Annotated in this window: 10 protein-coding genes; 6 read left to right on the forward strand and 4 right to left on the reverse strand. The window is 60.2% G+C overall.

What is annotated here, in order from left to right:
* Positions 1 to 7: 7 nt before the first annotated feature.
* The 4 genes from cas7e to HMPREF2757_RS02930 are packed head-to-tail and all read right to left on the reverse strand — an operon-like array spanning position 8 to position 6,383.
* The gene (gene cas7e / locus HMPREF2757_RS02915; protein WP_070573227.1) at positions 8 to 1,129 is read right to left on the reverse strand and encodes a type I-E CRISPR-associated protein Cas7/Cse4/CasC; all 1,122 of its coding nucleotides are present in this window, start codon (positions 1,127 to 1,129) and stop codon (positions 8 to 10) included.
* A 28-nt stretch (positions 1,130 to 1,157) separates the two neighbouring features.
* Entirely contained in the window at positions 1,158 to 1,763 is a 606-nt protein-coding gene (gene casB / locus HMPREF2757_RS02920) for a type I-E CRISPR-associated protein Cse2/CasB (protein ID WP_070573229.1), read from the reverse strand.
* Positions 1,753 to 3,411 (reverse strand): type I-E CRISPR-associated protein Cse1/CasA, encoded by a 1,659-nt coding sequence (casA, locus tag HMPREF2757_RS02925; RefSeq protein WP_070573231.1) that lies wholly within the window; start codon positions 3,409 to 3,411, stop codon positions 1,753 to 1,755. Before casA ends, casB begins: the two co-directional genes overlap by 11 nt.
* Positions 3,412 to 3,431: 20 nt before the next feature.
* Positions 3,432 to 6,383, reverse strand: a complete 2,952-nt coding sequence (locus HMPREF2757_RS02930) for a CRISPR-associated helicase/endonuclease Cas3 (protein WP_070573233.1) — start codon at positions 6,381 to 6,383, stop codon at positions 3,432 to 3,434.
* 433 nt (positions 6,384 to 6,816) lie between these two features.
* On the opposite strand from HMPREF2757_RS02930, the gene HMPREF2757_RS02935 reads away from it, so the two are divergent.
* The 6 genes from HMPREF2757_RS02935 (at position 6,817) to HMPREF2757_RS02960 (ending at position 13,997) form a co-directional block, all read left to right on the forward strand.
* Entirely contained in the window at positions 6,817 to 8,079 is a 1,263-nt protein-coding gene (locus tag HMPREF2757_RS02935) for an aspartate aminotransferase family protein (protein WP_070573235.1), read from the forward strand.
* The gene (locus HMPREF2757_RS02940) at positions 8,054 to 9,127 is read left to right on the forward strand and encodes a phosphotransferase (protein WP_070573237.1); all 1,074 of its coding nucleotides are present in this window, start codon (positions 8,054 to 8,056) and stop codon (positions 9,125 to 9,127) included. The genes HMPREF2757_RS02935 and HMPREF2757_RS02940 overlap by 26 nt, the downstream gene beginning before the upstream one ends.
* A gap of 212 nt (positions 9,128 to 9,339) precedes the next feature.
* Entirely contained in the window at positions 9,340 to 11,025 is a 1,686-nt protein-coding gene (locus HMPREF2757_RS02945; RefSeq protein ID WP_070573239.1) for an L-lactate permease, read from the forward strand.
* Between the two features lie 85 nt (positions 11,026 to 11,110).
* Positions 11,111 to 12,577 (forward strand): cardiolipin synthase, encoded by a 1,467-nt coding sequence (cls, locus tag HMPREF2757_RS02950; protein WP_070573241.1) that lies wholly within the window; start codon positions 11,111 to 11,113, stop codon positions 12,575 to 12,577.
* 59 nt (positions 12,578 to 12,636) lie between these two features.
* On the forward strand, positions 12,637 to 13,158 hold the full coding sequence (locus tag HMPREF2757_RS02955) for a MaoC family dehydratase (RefSeq protein ID WP_070573243.1): 522 nt from the start codon (positions 12,637 to 12,639) through the stop codon (positions 13,156 to 13,158).
* 23 nt (positions 13,159 to 13,181) lie between these two features.
* Entirely contained in the window at positions 13,182 to 13,997 is an 816-nt protein-coding gene (locus HMPREF2757_RS02960; protein ID WP_070573245.1) for an HpcH/HpaI aldolase/citrate lyase family protein, read from the forward strand.
* Positions 13,998 to 14,015: the final 18 nt, after the last annotated feature.

A 14,015-nucleotide genomic window follows, 5' to 3' on the forward strand; every position in this document is an offset into this window, starting at 1 on the left:
CAGCGGCTCACCTCTCATCCTCGTTGAGCAGCGAACGAACCTGGTCTTCAAGCTGAGAAACAAGTTCAGCAAATCCGGTCTTCTGGCCGAGCGAATCGACGTCAGCTTCCAGGGCGGCAGAGGCAATCAACCACGAACGTTCGGGCGCAAGTCCATAGAGTTCTGTCACCTTGGATGCTTCATCTGCCATGGCCTCAGAAGCTGCTGCGATGGTCCCGCGTTCGTCTGGGGCAACAGCTCTTTCAAAGGCGTTGACATAGCTGACGGGACGCTTGCGCACTGCAACGTTTATGAGATCTGGCAGCGTGTGGGCGGCAAAGGTGTTCTGGTACCCCGTGGGCAGAGAAAGGATGAAAGTTCTGGCGTAGGCGTCAATCGCCCGCACCAACGCCTCTTCCGAGCCGAGGTTTTCAAGCAGCTGATCTACGTTGAGGGTGGCGTAGCGGTAAAAGGTGGATGACATCATTTCGATGGTGCCCATCATCCCAGCCCCGGTTTCTTCTTCAGCCTTGGTGAAGTCATCAACAGCGGTGTAGAAGTCAAAATCGGGTGCCGCCTCAGACACTCCGATTGCGTGAGCAGTCTGGACGGCAGCATCAACATTGAGTGCAGCGTCGTCGGCAATCATGCGGCCAAACAGCGAAACATCAACTGCGTGTTCAGTGTCGATGATTTCAAGAACTTCTTTCTTGGTGAACGCCTGATCCCGCTTTTCCACGATCGCCGCAGCCAGCCGGTCCAGCTGGTGGTTGCCCAAGAATACGAGGTACCCAGCCTGCTCGGGTTTGGGGTCTTCGTCCTTCTTCGCTTTGGGCTTGGCAACTTTGATCCCTGCTTTCCCGAAGGCAGCAGAAGACCACTTTTCAGCTTCGGCAGGGGAAACCTCTGGGTCGGCGGCGCATACCCGCGCCGCAGTCTCAGCAACGATCTGCTTGGTGCGAACGCCAAGCTCGTCGCGATTCAACATGTGTGCAAAATCCCGCCGCTGCGCGGCTTTCAACGCCTGCGATGAAATGCGCTGACGACGAGTGCCTCCGAACGCAGCTGTTTTCGGTGCTCCGTCTTCCCCGCGGTTGATGTTGGACGGTGGGAGCGTTTGGAGTGCATGGAAGTCGATGAACGTAGCCATTGGGAGTCCTTTCAAAGATAGGAGTGAATCAGTTGTTGGAAGGCTTAAAGCTGTAACCGTGATAGAAATCACGCCCCCATCTGCGCTGGACACTGCTGCGTTTGGCAGGGTTCTGCAGCTGGAGGATGTCAGAAGCGAACTGACCGTAATCGAACGCCGTGCTCCACTCTGGGGTGTTCTTGCTGCTGAGAAGTCCGATCAAAGACCTCAGATGATGGCGCTGACCGGCGAAGCTGGTCGCTGTGATGATTGCGTCGTAACGCCCTTTCAGAGACGCGCTGTCATCGCGCACCACCTTGCCGACGACCTGCGCGAACGGCACATCCCTTGTATGCATGGGGGCACTATTGCCGCGCTGGTGCACTGCATACAGCGTCAGCGCTGTAAAAGCGGCCCATTCTCCGCGCGAGGCTTCATCCGTTCTGCCCTGCGCGTACTCGGGAAGGCATTCAAGAACCATCGCCCAGACGCGGGGGTTCACCCCTGGTTCTTCGTCAACAGCCCTCCGAAGTTCTGCGAGGCTGCCGCGAGCAGCGGGCGCTTCGTTGAGGAACTGCTGCTGAAGTGACTGGATATAACGGCCGACTGACGACCACACCGTCACCTTTTCTGTTTCTACACCTTCAGCGGTCATCAGATCCTCCTTTCTGTTCATTGTCCGAGGGGAGGGGAGCTGCTTGTTTGAGTTTCGCGAGCATCCACGATTCGTAGCGGGCAGAACTGTGGAAGTGCACGCTCCCGCTGGGATCCTGTTCAAGCCACCCGGCTGCGGCGTGTGGTCCGGCCTGGTCAACAGCTTTTGTGACTGTTCGGTATGTGACCCTGCGCAGGGTGCGGAGCCAGTTCAGCTGCGACTCTTCAGCGGACTGCTCTGCAGACAGCTGGGCCAGCCACTGTGTAAATCGTTGTTCGAGTTCGGCAAGCCAAGCCTGGGTGGGTGCATCAGGCGCTTCTTCGGGTGATCCGCCTTGGCTTACTTCCAGCTGTTTGAAAAACCATCGAAGCTGACCGCGCAGGGTGAATACCCGTTTAATAGCGTCAAGAACAGTGTTTCTCATCTGAAAGCCGTCCTCAGTCATCAGACTGAGGTCTATCGGGAGGACTTCAGACATTTCATCTGAAAATGAGGACTGCTGCGGCCCGTATTCAATCCCGCAGAGCCAAACGCCAACGTGTTTGCCTGCATACGCGGTCTGTCTTTCCGGCCCGACAGGCCCTGTGAACTGTTTAAGGACAGGAGCTCGCCGACTCTTGGTTTCAGCGATGGAGCTGTCAGCAAACATTGCCTGCACCCCACGCCAGACGGTCAGCGTCGGATCGAGTTCTTGCGCAAAGAACACACTGGTTTTTGCTTTTTTAGACTGAGCGACGGAATACCGCTGCGGAGAGTACGGTTCGGCAAACTGATTGCGCTCGTTGATTCTGTCGCCGTTGCCGATCAGCACGTGCGTAACCGTTTTGGCGTCTTCTGACCAGAAAAGCCTGATCCGCCGCTGCTGCCAGGTCAGAAGATCGACGATGCCGTTTGGTTCAACAGCGTCGTCGCTTCGGGGCATGGCCGTGTCGGGCTGGCGTTCCCACGGAGGCAGATCTTCGTCGTCGAACATGAGCTCTTCGGGAATCAATTCCAGCATGGGCAGGCTGAGCATAAAAGTGTCTCGCAGCGTAGGCCCGGTGACCACGGTGTGTCCGAGCCGGCCCGCCCAGCCAGGTCCGGTCGGATACCCCTTCCCGCCCTTCACTCGGGGGTCTCCGACAATGCCGGATTTGATGCCCGAATAGTCATAGGCCTGGCGGTGGATCAGATATCTGGCTGCAACTGCTGGCTCAAGTTCAGACGCTGACGCTTCGGTCTGCGTGGAGAACAGTCCAGGGCCGGTGTCAGGGACCAAAGCCGCCGCTGACTCGTACACTTCTTTGCTTGTGTGGAGGTCTGCCACCTGGAAGAACGGAACCGCGTCTGAGGCAAGGTCGAAGCGATCATGGTGCGTTTCGAGGTAGTTGGCGATCAGCTCGGGGAAGTCGCCTGCCGCGTAGATTTCTCGCCACAGTTCGCCTTCGTCGTCGATGAATCCCCATTCGGGGTGCAGGCGGACTGTTCTGACCACTATCGCCATCAGCACGCGAAAGACCGCGGCGTTCTGTGTGGGAGTCTCACCGTCAAGCGTTGCGAACCTGTCCCATTGAGAAAAGAAGTCTCTGAGTCCCACTTCCGCAGGCTCTCCGTCGATCGTCTGGACTTTAATCCACGGACGATCGACCAGGTTGAAGCCGTCAGACATGCTTTGTCACCATCCTTTCGTCACAGATCCTCATAGAGTTCTTCCTCCTGTTCATCCGCAGATGGACTTTCGCGCATTTCCTGCAGCTTGTATTGACTGAACTGTTCCTCTCTGAGGAACCCGTAGCAGGGGTGGAATCGGAAATGCGTGCCCAACACCTGCCCCCGAAAGTCACTGTCGATTGCGAGGACAAGCTGTCCCTTCAAGCGGAAATCTGATTGCCAGGCGCCTATCCGAGTTGCTTCAAGAGAGTCGATTGCCTCATCGACTTGGTAGGGCGGAACCAACCACCGGGGCAGGCGAACGGTTGAGTCCGCCAAAAGCTTCGACAGCCATGTGGGCGGAGCCTGGGTTTCGCTGATAGCGCTCGTCTGGCTGGGGGCCAGCCACGGCAGTGGGTATAGAAGGCCGTCGCACTGCATGACGAGAATCGCTTCGAGGCTGGGCTCAATGTCCCTGACGCTGGCCGCAACAATCTCTTCGCTGCGGTCGGCATCAAGCGTGTCTGCGCCGTCAAGTGCGCGTCCGAGGTTGTTGTTCGCTTTCCCGGGTGGGCTGATCTGGTGGGCTGATGCCCTCCGGCATGCGTTTCTCACAGCCTGCTTGTGGTCTCTTTGGGCCTGCCGGAATTCACTTTCCCACTCACTGGGAACAGCGATTGAGCCCGTTCCAACAGCTTCGACTTTCGGGTAGAGGTCGTGGCGAATACACCATGTCCCTCCATTGAAGTTCTCGCTCAGAGCTGCCGCGCTGGCCAACAGTATGTAGCTGCCGTAGATGGATTCGGAGCCGGGATCGAATAGAGGCGGTTGCGGTCCGCGCCGCGTGATGCCGCGCAGGAGCATGCGTGCGCAGCGCAATTGGCTTGGGCGGTCGCTGTCTGGTCGGTCGTGGCGGTGCAGGCGACCGGCTCGCTGGGCGAGAGCATCGACCGGCGCAAAGTCGGAAACCAGCAAATCGAAATCAACGTCGAGCGACTGTTCAAGCACCTGTGTGCCAACGACAATCCGACGGTAGGGCCGCTGCGACGCAGGATCTTCAGAACTGCGTGCTGACTTCTTACCCAACTGGTCAGTCAGGCGAGCTTCGATCTGCGCGCGCTGCGCAGCTGTGAGCTGTGAATGCAGAAGCACAGTTTCCTCTGGCCAGAGATCGGAGAGAGTGCAGTAGGCATCCTGAGCGCGCTGGACGGTATTGCATACGATGCCAACAACGCCGCCGTCGTCCGTCAGCTGCTCAACTTTTCTTCGCAAGAACGCGAGGTTGTCATCAATGATGTCGAGGTGAACCTGACGGTGTTCGTCTACAACCTCTACGTCGTAGCGCTGTGTGCCTTCTGCGGTTGTCACTGACACCTGGGGATAGCTCGGCGACTGTGCCGCAGCGGCTGGGCGTCGGGGCCTCAGCCCGTGAGCGTAAGCGCGTTCCAGTCTGTCATGGACAGCGGAATCGAGGGTTGCGGAAAGCAATATGACGCTGGTTTGGTGGGCGGCCAGCCACATCAGCGTACGTTCCAGATACGCGGTCGAATAAGGGTCGAGGGAGTGCACCTCGTCGAAGATGATCACCTTGCCCGAAACACCCAGATGGCGGAGCGTGACGTAGCGGGATTTCAGTGCAGTCATGAGGATCTGGTCAACTGTCGAAACACTGAAATCTGACAGAAGGCTCTTGCGTCCGCTGAACCATGCGTGAGCAATGACGCCGTCGTCTGCAGTGTCATTCTGCTCAGCATTGACTGCTCTCGTGTGCCGAACGAGCCTTTCGAACTCGGAACTTAGGTGTGCACGTCCGTGAGTAAGCCGAAGGGAGTGCTGGTTCTCGGCTGTGCTGAACGATCGCAGCCAATCGGATATGCGCGGAAGCATGGCATTGGCTGTGACCTGTGTGGGCAATCCGAAAGCCAAGCCTCCGGCACCGCGGGCTTTCGCGATCTCTTCTGCGGCAAGGAGAGCGGCTTCTGTCTTCCCACGGCCCATTTCTTCGCTGATCACAACCAGTGCTGGTTCATTAAGGCCTTTAACAGCCGCCTGAGCGGTGCGCTGGCAAGCCCGAAGCGCAGCGCTGTCCGGCCAGCCGAAGCGTTTGCTGAAGGGGATCGGGCGGTCTGGTTCTGGCGACCACGACTGAGTGAGGTTGAGCTGATCGAGAGCCGCAGCAGCACGGGACTCGCTGCTGGAGTGTGCTCCGCTTTCCGTCAGCGGAAACAGTTCCTGATTCGAGGCGATCCAGTCGGACATGCTGACGAAGCCGGCAATTGTCAGCTGGTCCGTAATTGTCAGCCCACCGGCACCGATGATCTTTTCAAGAGCGCTGTGAGCTCCGGTGCGATCGAGGATGTCGCGGGTCAAAGCTGCCCAGACTCGCGCGCATGAAGCGCCATGATTGTCGAGGTGCCGGTTGAGGGCCGGCAGGTCCGTATCGTCACGCTGCAATTCAAGATAGGGAAGGTTGCTTGGAACTCCGTGGTGGCAGCCTGCCGATGCCGTGAGGGTGCAGATTGCGGTGTAGTCGGCCCCGGGAAAAAACAGTGGTAACTGTCTGCGAAGAATCACGTCAGACGTTACGGAATGCTGCGGTTTGACGGTGGGGTCACAACGTTTCTGCGCTTCGTCGAACAGCCCGGACGACAGTGCTTTATCCGCCAGCCATGCCGCCGTCGGGGAATGCTCAAGTCTGCTCTGCCAAGACGATTCTGCCTTGCCTAGGTCATGCGTTCCTGCAAGGAACCCCAGCAAGGCACAGACTTCGTCGCTGCTCAATGAGTATCGGTTTGCAAGGCGTTCACTGATGGAACGGGGAAGCCAGTCCTGTGCAAGCGCCATGCCCACATCCGCACTGTCGCGAAGATGCTGAGGCAAGGCGAGCCAAAGCACTTCCTGTAAATGCATGAGTGCCGGGTCTTGCGTCCTGAAGCTTTTGGCTGGCAGGAGAAAAGCCGGCGCTAGATCTCCTGCGCATTCTTCCGTCATTTCTCCTCCTTGAAGGTTGTGTCAGTGCCTCACGGCACGATGTGGAGTGTCATGTTGGTATGAGTTTAACCACACGAGAAGTAGAAAGCAAACTAGTTCAGTAACAAATACTTGACTGAGTTTGCGGCCTGTCTGGCGGCAGAAGGTGATGAGGCTAGTCAAAAGGGGTCGGCTCTCGCGAGAGCCGACCCCTTGACATCCCCGCTGCAGCGGGGAGCACAAACGTTCTAAAGCGAACTACGGCTCATACCCACAAAGCGTCCTGCGCGGCAGGGCCGTGGGTGGGCAGGCGTACATGCCTGCGAGCCGCCTGCGACCAGGGTTGCAAAACTTGGCTGTGTTTTACAAACCGTGGGGATAGGAGCTCGCTTCGGCCAGCCGCCCGTTCCAGGAAGCCGTTCCAGCCCACGCCCTTCTGTGACACAGTGACCTTATGCGCGGCTTTCGCACATCGGGTTTCTTCGGGCCGAACTATCGGAGCTTCTATTCCCCGCCCCTGCGCGTGGCTTTTGCCCAGGGTGCGGTCATCACCGCCGATGATGGCACCGCGTATTTGGATGCCTATAACAACGTGCCGGTGGTCGGTCACTCCAATCAGGCAGTTGCAGATGCAGTGCACGCCGCACTCGCCAGGGCAAACACCCACACCCGGTACGTGGATGCCACTGTTGATGCCTATGCCGACAAACTCGGCGCACTTATGCCAGGCGGCCTTGGGCGTCTGATCTTCACCTGCTCTGGCTCCGAAGCCAACGACCTCGCACTGCAGATAGCCCGCAATGCCACGGGCAAAACGGGCGTCATAGTGACTGACGGCGCCTATCACGGCACCACAACAACAGCAGCAGCGATTTCGCCAAGCCTGATAGGCCTCGACTCGATTCCCGACTGGGTTGAAACCGTGCCCGTGCCAGACCTTGCCAGCTCCACATTCGACGCCGAACTTGAAGATTCAGTTGCCCAGGCGGCAGCGAAGCTCGACCAGCGCGGCCACGGGGCAGCCGCCCTCGTCCTCGACTCCGCGTTCACCAGCGACGGAATCCTTGCCGGAACCACCACATTCAGCCCCGGCCACGACCAACCCCAAACCTCGGCCGCCACCGCGTCCCTTGCCCAGACAGCCGCTGCAATCCGTCAGGCGGGCGGACTGTTCATTGCCGACGAAGTCCAGGCAGGCTTTTGCCGCACCGGCACCTGGTGGGCAATCAGTGCCCTCGGCGTTGAACCCGACCTGCTCACCATGGGCAAACCCATGGCCAACGGCCTCCCACTGGCCGGACTTGCCGGACGAGCAGACCTCATCGACGCTTTCGGCAGCAAACAGCGCTACTTCAACACGTTCGCCGCGGGCCCCGCCGTCTGCGCTGCAGGTGCTGCAGTCCTGGACGAACTCGACCGCATCGGCATGCCCCAACGCACCGGTCAGCTTGAAGAAGACCTGCTGGGCCACCTCGCCCAGGCGCTCGGAGCATCCCGCCGCTCCATCACGGTGCGCACTTTCGGGCTCATGATCGGCATCGACCTCAGCGCCGCAGACGTCACCGGTGCGGACATCAAACAGGCCATGTACGAAAACGGCGTGCTGGTCGGCACCACCGGCCCTGGCGGCAACACCCTCAAACTGCGCCCACCGCTTGCCATCACCCCTGGCCAACTGGAAAGGATCGCCAATGTACTGGCTGGGACGCTCGCCTGACCGCACACCGGTCACACAGGCTGATCTCGACTCCGTCTTCTCCGCTCTCGAGGTGCCGCTCGGCTGTTCTCTCACTGACCGAACACAGTTCCTAGGGGAGCGGGACCTCATCTTCCGCGCCCGAGCAGGCCAGGTGACCTCCACCTCGGCAATTGAGGCGCAGCAGAAGATCATGGTGAAGATCCTCGACCCCGGCTGGACGCAGCAAGACCTCGAACTGCGAGATCAGATTGCGATAAAGCTCACCCGCGCACAAGTAGACCTGCCCTTCCAGGTGCCGGGTGCCCTCGTTTTGCCCACAGGCGAGCCCGCAGGGGAAGCCGGCAGAATGCGTGTGGAAACGACAGGCGAGCCACTGTGGGTGCGCATAGCCCCGTGGCTCGACGGTGAGCCCATGGCTTCCGCCGGTGTGCACAGCGAGGACATCCTCGTCCAGCTGGGCAGGGCGACCGCGCTGCTTCACCAGGCCCTCAGTGGTGTCGACCCTCAGCTGTGCCCAACCGAACACGACTGGACGATGCACGGCTCCGATCACCGCATTGAACGCAACCTCGAAGAACTGGGTGACCACGTCGACACTGAGGACCGGAATACCATCCACAGCTTCGTGCAGCACTTTCGGCAAACGGTTATGCTCGCGTGGAACGCACTGCCGACAGCCGTCATCCACCAGGACCTCCACGACGGCAACACCCTGTTGGATACCAAAGGCAACCTCGCAGGAATCATCGACTTCGGGGACATTGCAACAGCGCCGCGGATTGTTGACTTGGGCATCACCGCATCTGCCGCAACAACCCCGCGTCACCCCGGAGTCCAGGTTCCACAGCTGCAGGATGTCATTGAGAGCCTGTGCCGCGGATTCGAAGAAGTTCAGGCGCTGCGCGCAGACGAAAAGAACCTCATCTGGCCGCTAGCCGTTATGCGCCACTGCCTGGCGTGGACCAACTGGGCTCGAGTCCTGGTGCACGAAGACAGCCAGTACCCGCGCACCCGCTCCGAAAACCTGCTCGAAGTCGTCCGAAAGACAATTGCGGAAACACTCTGAGCGCAGATCGCCCTTGCCGTTGACACACCTGATGTTGACCTGGCGTTAAGGCGTGAGTTGCTTCACAATATGCTTGAACTCTGCGACTGAAAAAACAGCCGCAGGCTTGGGACAATTCGGCCCACGGTCGCTGCACCGCGGATGCGTCTTTCCCAGTATTCCGCCAGTGCCACCGCCAAGCGCGGCGCGCACCCTGACAGGTAAGAGACAAAATGGAGAAGTACACGCCCGCCGTTGACGCTGTCGCCGGCTCGGTTACTGCATCGGCCCTCGTGGGGCTCATTCCGCTGCTGGTGTTCTTTGCGGCGCTCGTCGTTCTCAAGCGCTCAGCACACACATCGGGCCTCATCGCTCTGATCACCGCAATCGTGGTGGCCGTCGCCGGATTCAAAATGCCGGTCGGCTACGCACTCCTGTCCGCCCTGCAAGGTGCAGCGTTCGGCATCATGCCGATTGCGCTCATCGTCATCTTCGCCATCTGGCTCTACCAGCTGACCGTCATCAACGGCCGCTTCGAAGATCTGCGCAACATCTTCGACCGCGTGGGCCACGGCGACATCCGCGTCCAGGCACTCCTGATCGCCTTCTGCTTCGGCGGTCTGCTCGAAGCGCTCGCCGGATTCGGCGCACCCGTCGCAATCACCGCAACCATGGTCATGGCCCTGGGCATCAAACCCCTGCGCGCAGCCGCCGCGGTCCTCGTCGCCAACACCGCCCCCGTCGCCTACGGCGCAATCGGCACCCCGATCACCACCGCAGGCAAGCTCACCAACATCGACCCCAACGTCATCGGTGCGATCATCGGCCGCCAATCACCCATCCTGGCGCTCATCGTGCCGTTGATCCTGCTGTTCATCATCGACGGCCGCCGCGGTATCAAAGACCTGTGGCCGATCGCGCTGTGCACCGGCGTCACCTTCGCCGTCTTCCAGTTCCTGTCGTCAAACTTCTTCAGCTACGAACTGACCGACATCGTCGCAGCACTCGGCGGACTGGGCGGCACCATCCTGTTCATGAAGATCTACGAACCCAAAGGCTCGATCGAAGCACGTGAGCGCCTGGGCGTGGCAGAACCGCCGAAAGCCGAAAAGATCAGCGGCGAACGCACCTTCTTCGCCCTGTTTCCCTACCTTGCGCTCATTGTGGTGTTCGGCATCGCCAAACTGGTTCCGCCGGTCACGGCCTTTCTCGCATCGACCGATGTCAAGATTCCCTGGCCGGTCATCCACGAAGCGCTCGTTGACGAAACCGGTGCGGTTCGCGACTCCACAGTCTTCAACTTCTCGTGGCTGTCCTCACCCGGTTCGCTGCTGCTGATCACCGGGATCATCGTGGCCATCGTCTACCGCTTCTGCACCTCCGGCGGGAAGTTCCCCTCACCGCTGGGCGGAGCGGCCAAGGAGCTTGGCAACACGTTCTACCGCATGCGCTGGGCGGGTCTGACGATTGTTCTGGTGCTGTCGCTGGCCTACGTTATGAACTTCTCCGGGCAGACCATTTCAATCGGCGTGTGGCTTGCCGGCACGGGTGCGGCCTACGCCTTCATTTCCCCGATTCTGGGCTGGGTGGGAACCGCTGTCACCGGTTCGGACACATCGGCCAACGCGCTGTTTGCCAAACTGCAGCAGACCGCGGCCGTTGAGCTCAACCTGCACCCCGAACTCACGGTTGCGGCAAACACCTCCGGCGGTGTGGTCGGCAAGCTCATCAGCCCTCAGAACCTCGCAATTGCGGCCACCGCAGCCAATATGCCCGGCCAGGAGTCGGTCATCTTCCGCAAGGTGCTCGGCTGGTCCGTTGTGCTCGTTCTGTTCCTGTGCCTGCTCATCGGCCTGCAGTCCACCCCGATTCTCGGCTGGATGCTCGCGGGCCTCGACCTCGCCCCGATCGGCGGCTGATCGCTGAGGCAGACAGCAGGGACGGCGCGGCCACCGCGCCGTCCCTTGTGTTTGAAATGTAAACTCGCGGTGGAAGGGAGGGCGTATGAGCATCTGGACGATCCTCTGGGTGATCTGGCTCGTGGTGTCCTACACCATCAAAATCATCGCCGTCGGCGTTGTGCCGGAAAACCGCCGCCCGGGAGCGTCAATGGGGTGGCTCATGGCCATCCTCTTCATTCCGCTGATCGGCGTGCCGATGTTCATCATGTTCGGCAGCCCCTACGTCAACGACCGCCGTCAGCGCATCCAAGCTGAAGTCAACAAGCTTCTCGACCAGGGCACAAAAGACGTTCCCGACTGGCCTGACGGCTACGAACCGCCCAGGGACTTCGCGCAGATCATTCAGCTCAACCGCCACCTGACCGGACTGCCGATGGTCGATGCGCGCAAGCTGAGCATGTCGACCGACTACAAGCAGGCCTTTCACGACATGGCCGACGCTGTTGACGCCGCCGAATCCTATGTGCACGTCGAGATCTACATCATGGCGCGTGACGCCTACACGGAGCCGTTCTTCCAAGCGCTCGGCCGGGCCGCACAGCGCGGAGTCAGCGTCCGCGTTCTCCTCGACCACCTCGGTTCGCGCAAGTATGAAGGCTTCCGCGACCTGCAGAAGTGGTTCGACAGCGTGGGCATCGACTGGGAGCTGATGCTGCCCTTCCTGCCGCTGCAAGGGAAGATGCGCCGCATAGACCTGCGCAACCACCGCAAGCTCGTGGTGGTCGACGGAAAGGTCGGCTTCATGGGCTCCCAGAACTGCATCGAGTCCGCCTACGGATCCCAGAAGAACCGAGACGCAGGCCGCCACTGGAACGACATCTGGGTCAAAGTCTCCGGCGAGGTCGTCGCTGAGCTCGAAGCGGTGTTCGCAACTGACTGGTACTCCGAAAGGGAAGAGGCCATCGACATCCGCCCCTACGACTACGAAGGTCGAGAGGTCCCGGAATTCGAAGGCAAAGACGCGGCAGTCCAGCTGGTCCCGTCGGGCCCGGGCTTCAAAACCGAACCGAACCTGCGCTGCTTCACATCGCTGATGTACCTGGCCGAAAAGCGCCTGTCGATTGTCAGCCCCTACTTCGTGCCGGACGAAACGATCAAAGCCGCAATCATCACCGCCGCCCACCGCGGGGTCGAAGTCGAACTGTTCGTCAGCGAAAAAGCTGACCAGTTCATGGTCGAATACGCCCAGTCGTCCTACTACGACAGTCTCCTGGAAGCCGGTGTGCGCATCCACCGCCTGCCGAAACCGCAGATTTTGCACACCAAGTGCTTCATAGTCGACGACGACTACGCGGTCTTCGGCTCTTCAAACATGGACATGCGCTCTTTCAGCCTCAACTACGAAATCAGCCTCATGTGCGCCGAAGGTGACTTCGTGTCCGGCATTTCCGATGTTGTCGAGGAGTACCGGACCAGGTGCACCGAGCTGACCTTGGAAGAGTGGCGAGAGCGCGGATTCTTCCGCCGCTACCTGGAGTCGGTGTTCCGGCTGACGTCAGCACTGCAGTAACGCAGATCACCAGGACGCGATAGATTGAGGGCACTTCACATGCAAAGGAGCACAGAAACGTGAGCGAAGAAAACGCCCCAGTCATTCAGCAGCGCGGCCTCTACCTGGACGAAATGGAAGTCGGTGCGGTCTACAGACACGCCCCCGGACGCACCATGACGGAAGCCGACAACACGTGGTTCACCGCCGTCACCATGAACACGCAGGCACTGCACCTGGACGCCGCCTGGTCGGAACAGCAGCCTTTCGGACAGCGCCTGGTGAACTCGATGTTCACACTCGCAACCCTCGTGGGCCTGTCGGTTTCCCAGCTGACTCAGGGCACCATCGTCGGCAACCTGGGCTTCTCCGAAGTGTCGTTTCCCCACCCGATGTTCCACGGCGACACGCTGTACGCCGAAACGAAGATCCTGGACAAGCGCAATTCGAAGTCCAGGCCGGGCCAGGGCATCGTCACGCTTGAACACATCGGCCGCAACCAGGACGGCACAGTCGTCGCCCGGGCTGTGCGGCAGACGCTCATGTTCACCTCTGACCCCAACACGCAGGCGGGCAGCAGCGACAAAACCTCTGCCGACTGACCAAACAACCGAGGAGACCAAGCATGTCGACCATGAAACCCGCCTGGCTTTTTGTCCCCGGCGACCGTCCCGACCGCTACACCAAGGCCGCAGAACGTTCCGACATCGTCATTGTGGACTTCGAAGACGCGGTGGCACCCGATGACAAGGCGGCTGCCCGCCGAGCGTTCCTCGAATTCCAAAACGGTCCTGACCCCCTGGCGCCGGAGCGCACCGTCATACGCGTCAATCCTGCCGGTACGCAGGCCTTTGCCGAGGACCGCAAGCTCATCGGCGAACTGTCCGGCAGCTACAGCTGCATGCTGCCCAAGGTCGAACGCGCCGAAGACGCCGACAAGCTCGCAGGCCTGAATGTGATTGCGCTGATCGAAACCGCGAAGGGCGCTCTCAACGTCAGCGACATCGCCGCGGCGCCTAATGTGACGGCCCTTATGTGGGGTGCCGAAGACCTCACCGCTGACCTCGGCGGAGGGTCATCCCGCAAGGCCGATGGAACCTATCGCGACTTTGCTCGCCTGGCGCGGGCCAACATGCTTCTGGCAGCCAAGGCTCACGGCAAATACGCGCTTGATTCGATCTGGGCGGACATTCCCAACCTCGAGGGTCTGCGCGCCGAAGCCGAAGACGCCGTGGAATCCGGCTTCGACGGCAAAGTGTCCATTCACCCCAGCCACATCGAGGTGGTGCGCTCTGCTTTCGCTCCAACCTCCGAGCAGATCCACTGGGCCCTCGGTGTGCTGAAAGAAGCTGAAACCTCCAATGGCGTCTTCCAGTACGAAGGGCAGATGATCGACGAGCCCCTGCTGCGCCAGGCTCGCCGCATACGCTCACGCGCCTGAGTCTTTGTGCCCCGTCCC

It is taken from the genome of Brevibacterium sp. HMSC063G07 (assembly GCF_001810665.1).
Taxonomy (GTDB): Bacteria; Actinomycetota; Actinomycetes; order Actinomycetales; family Brevibacteriaceae; genus Brevibacterium.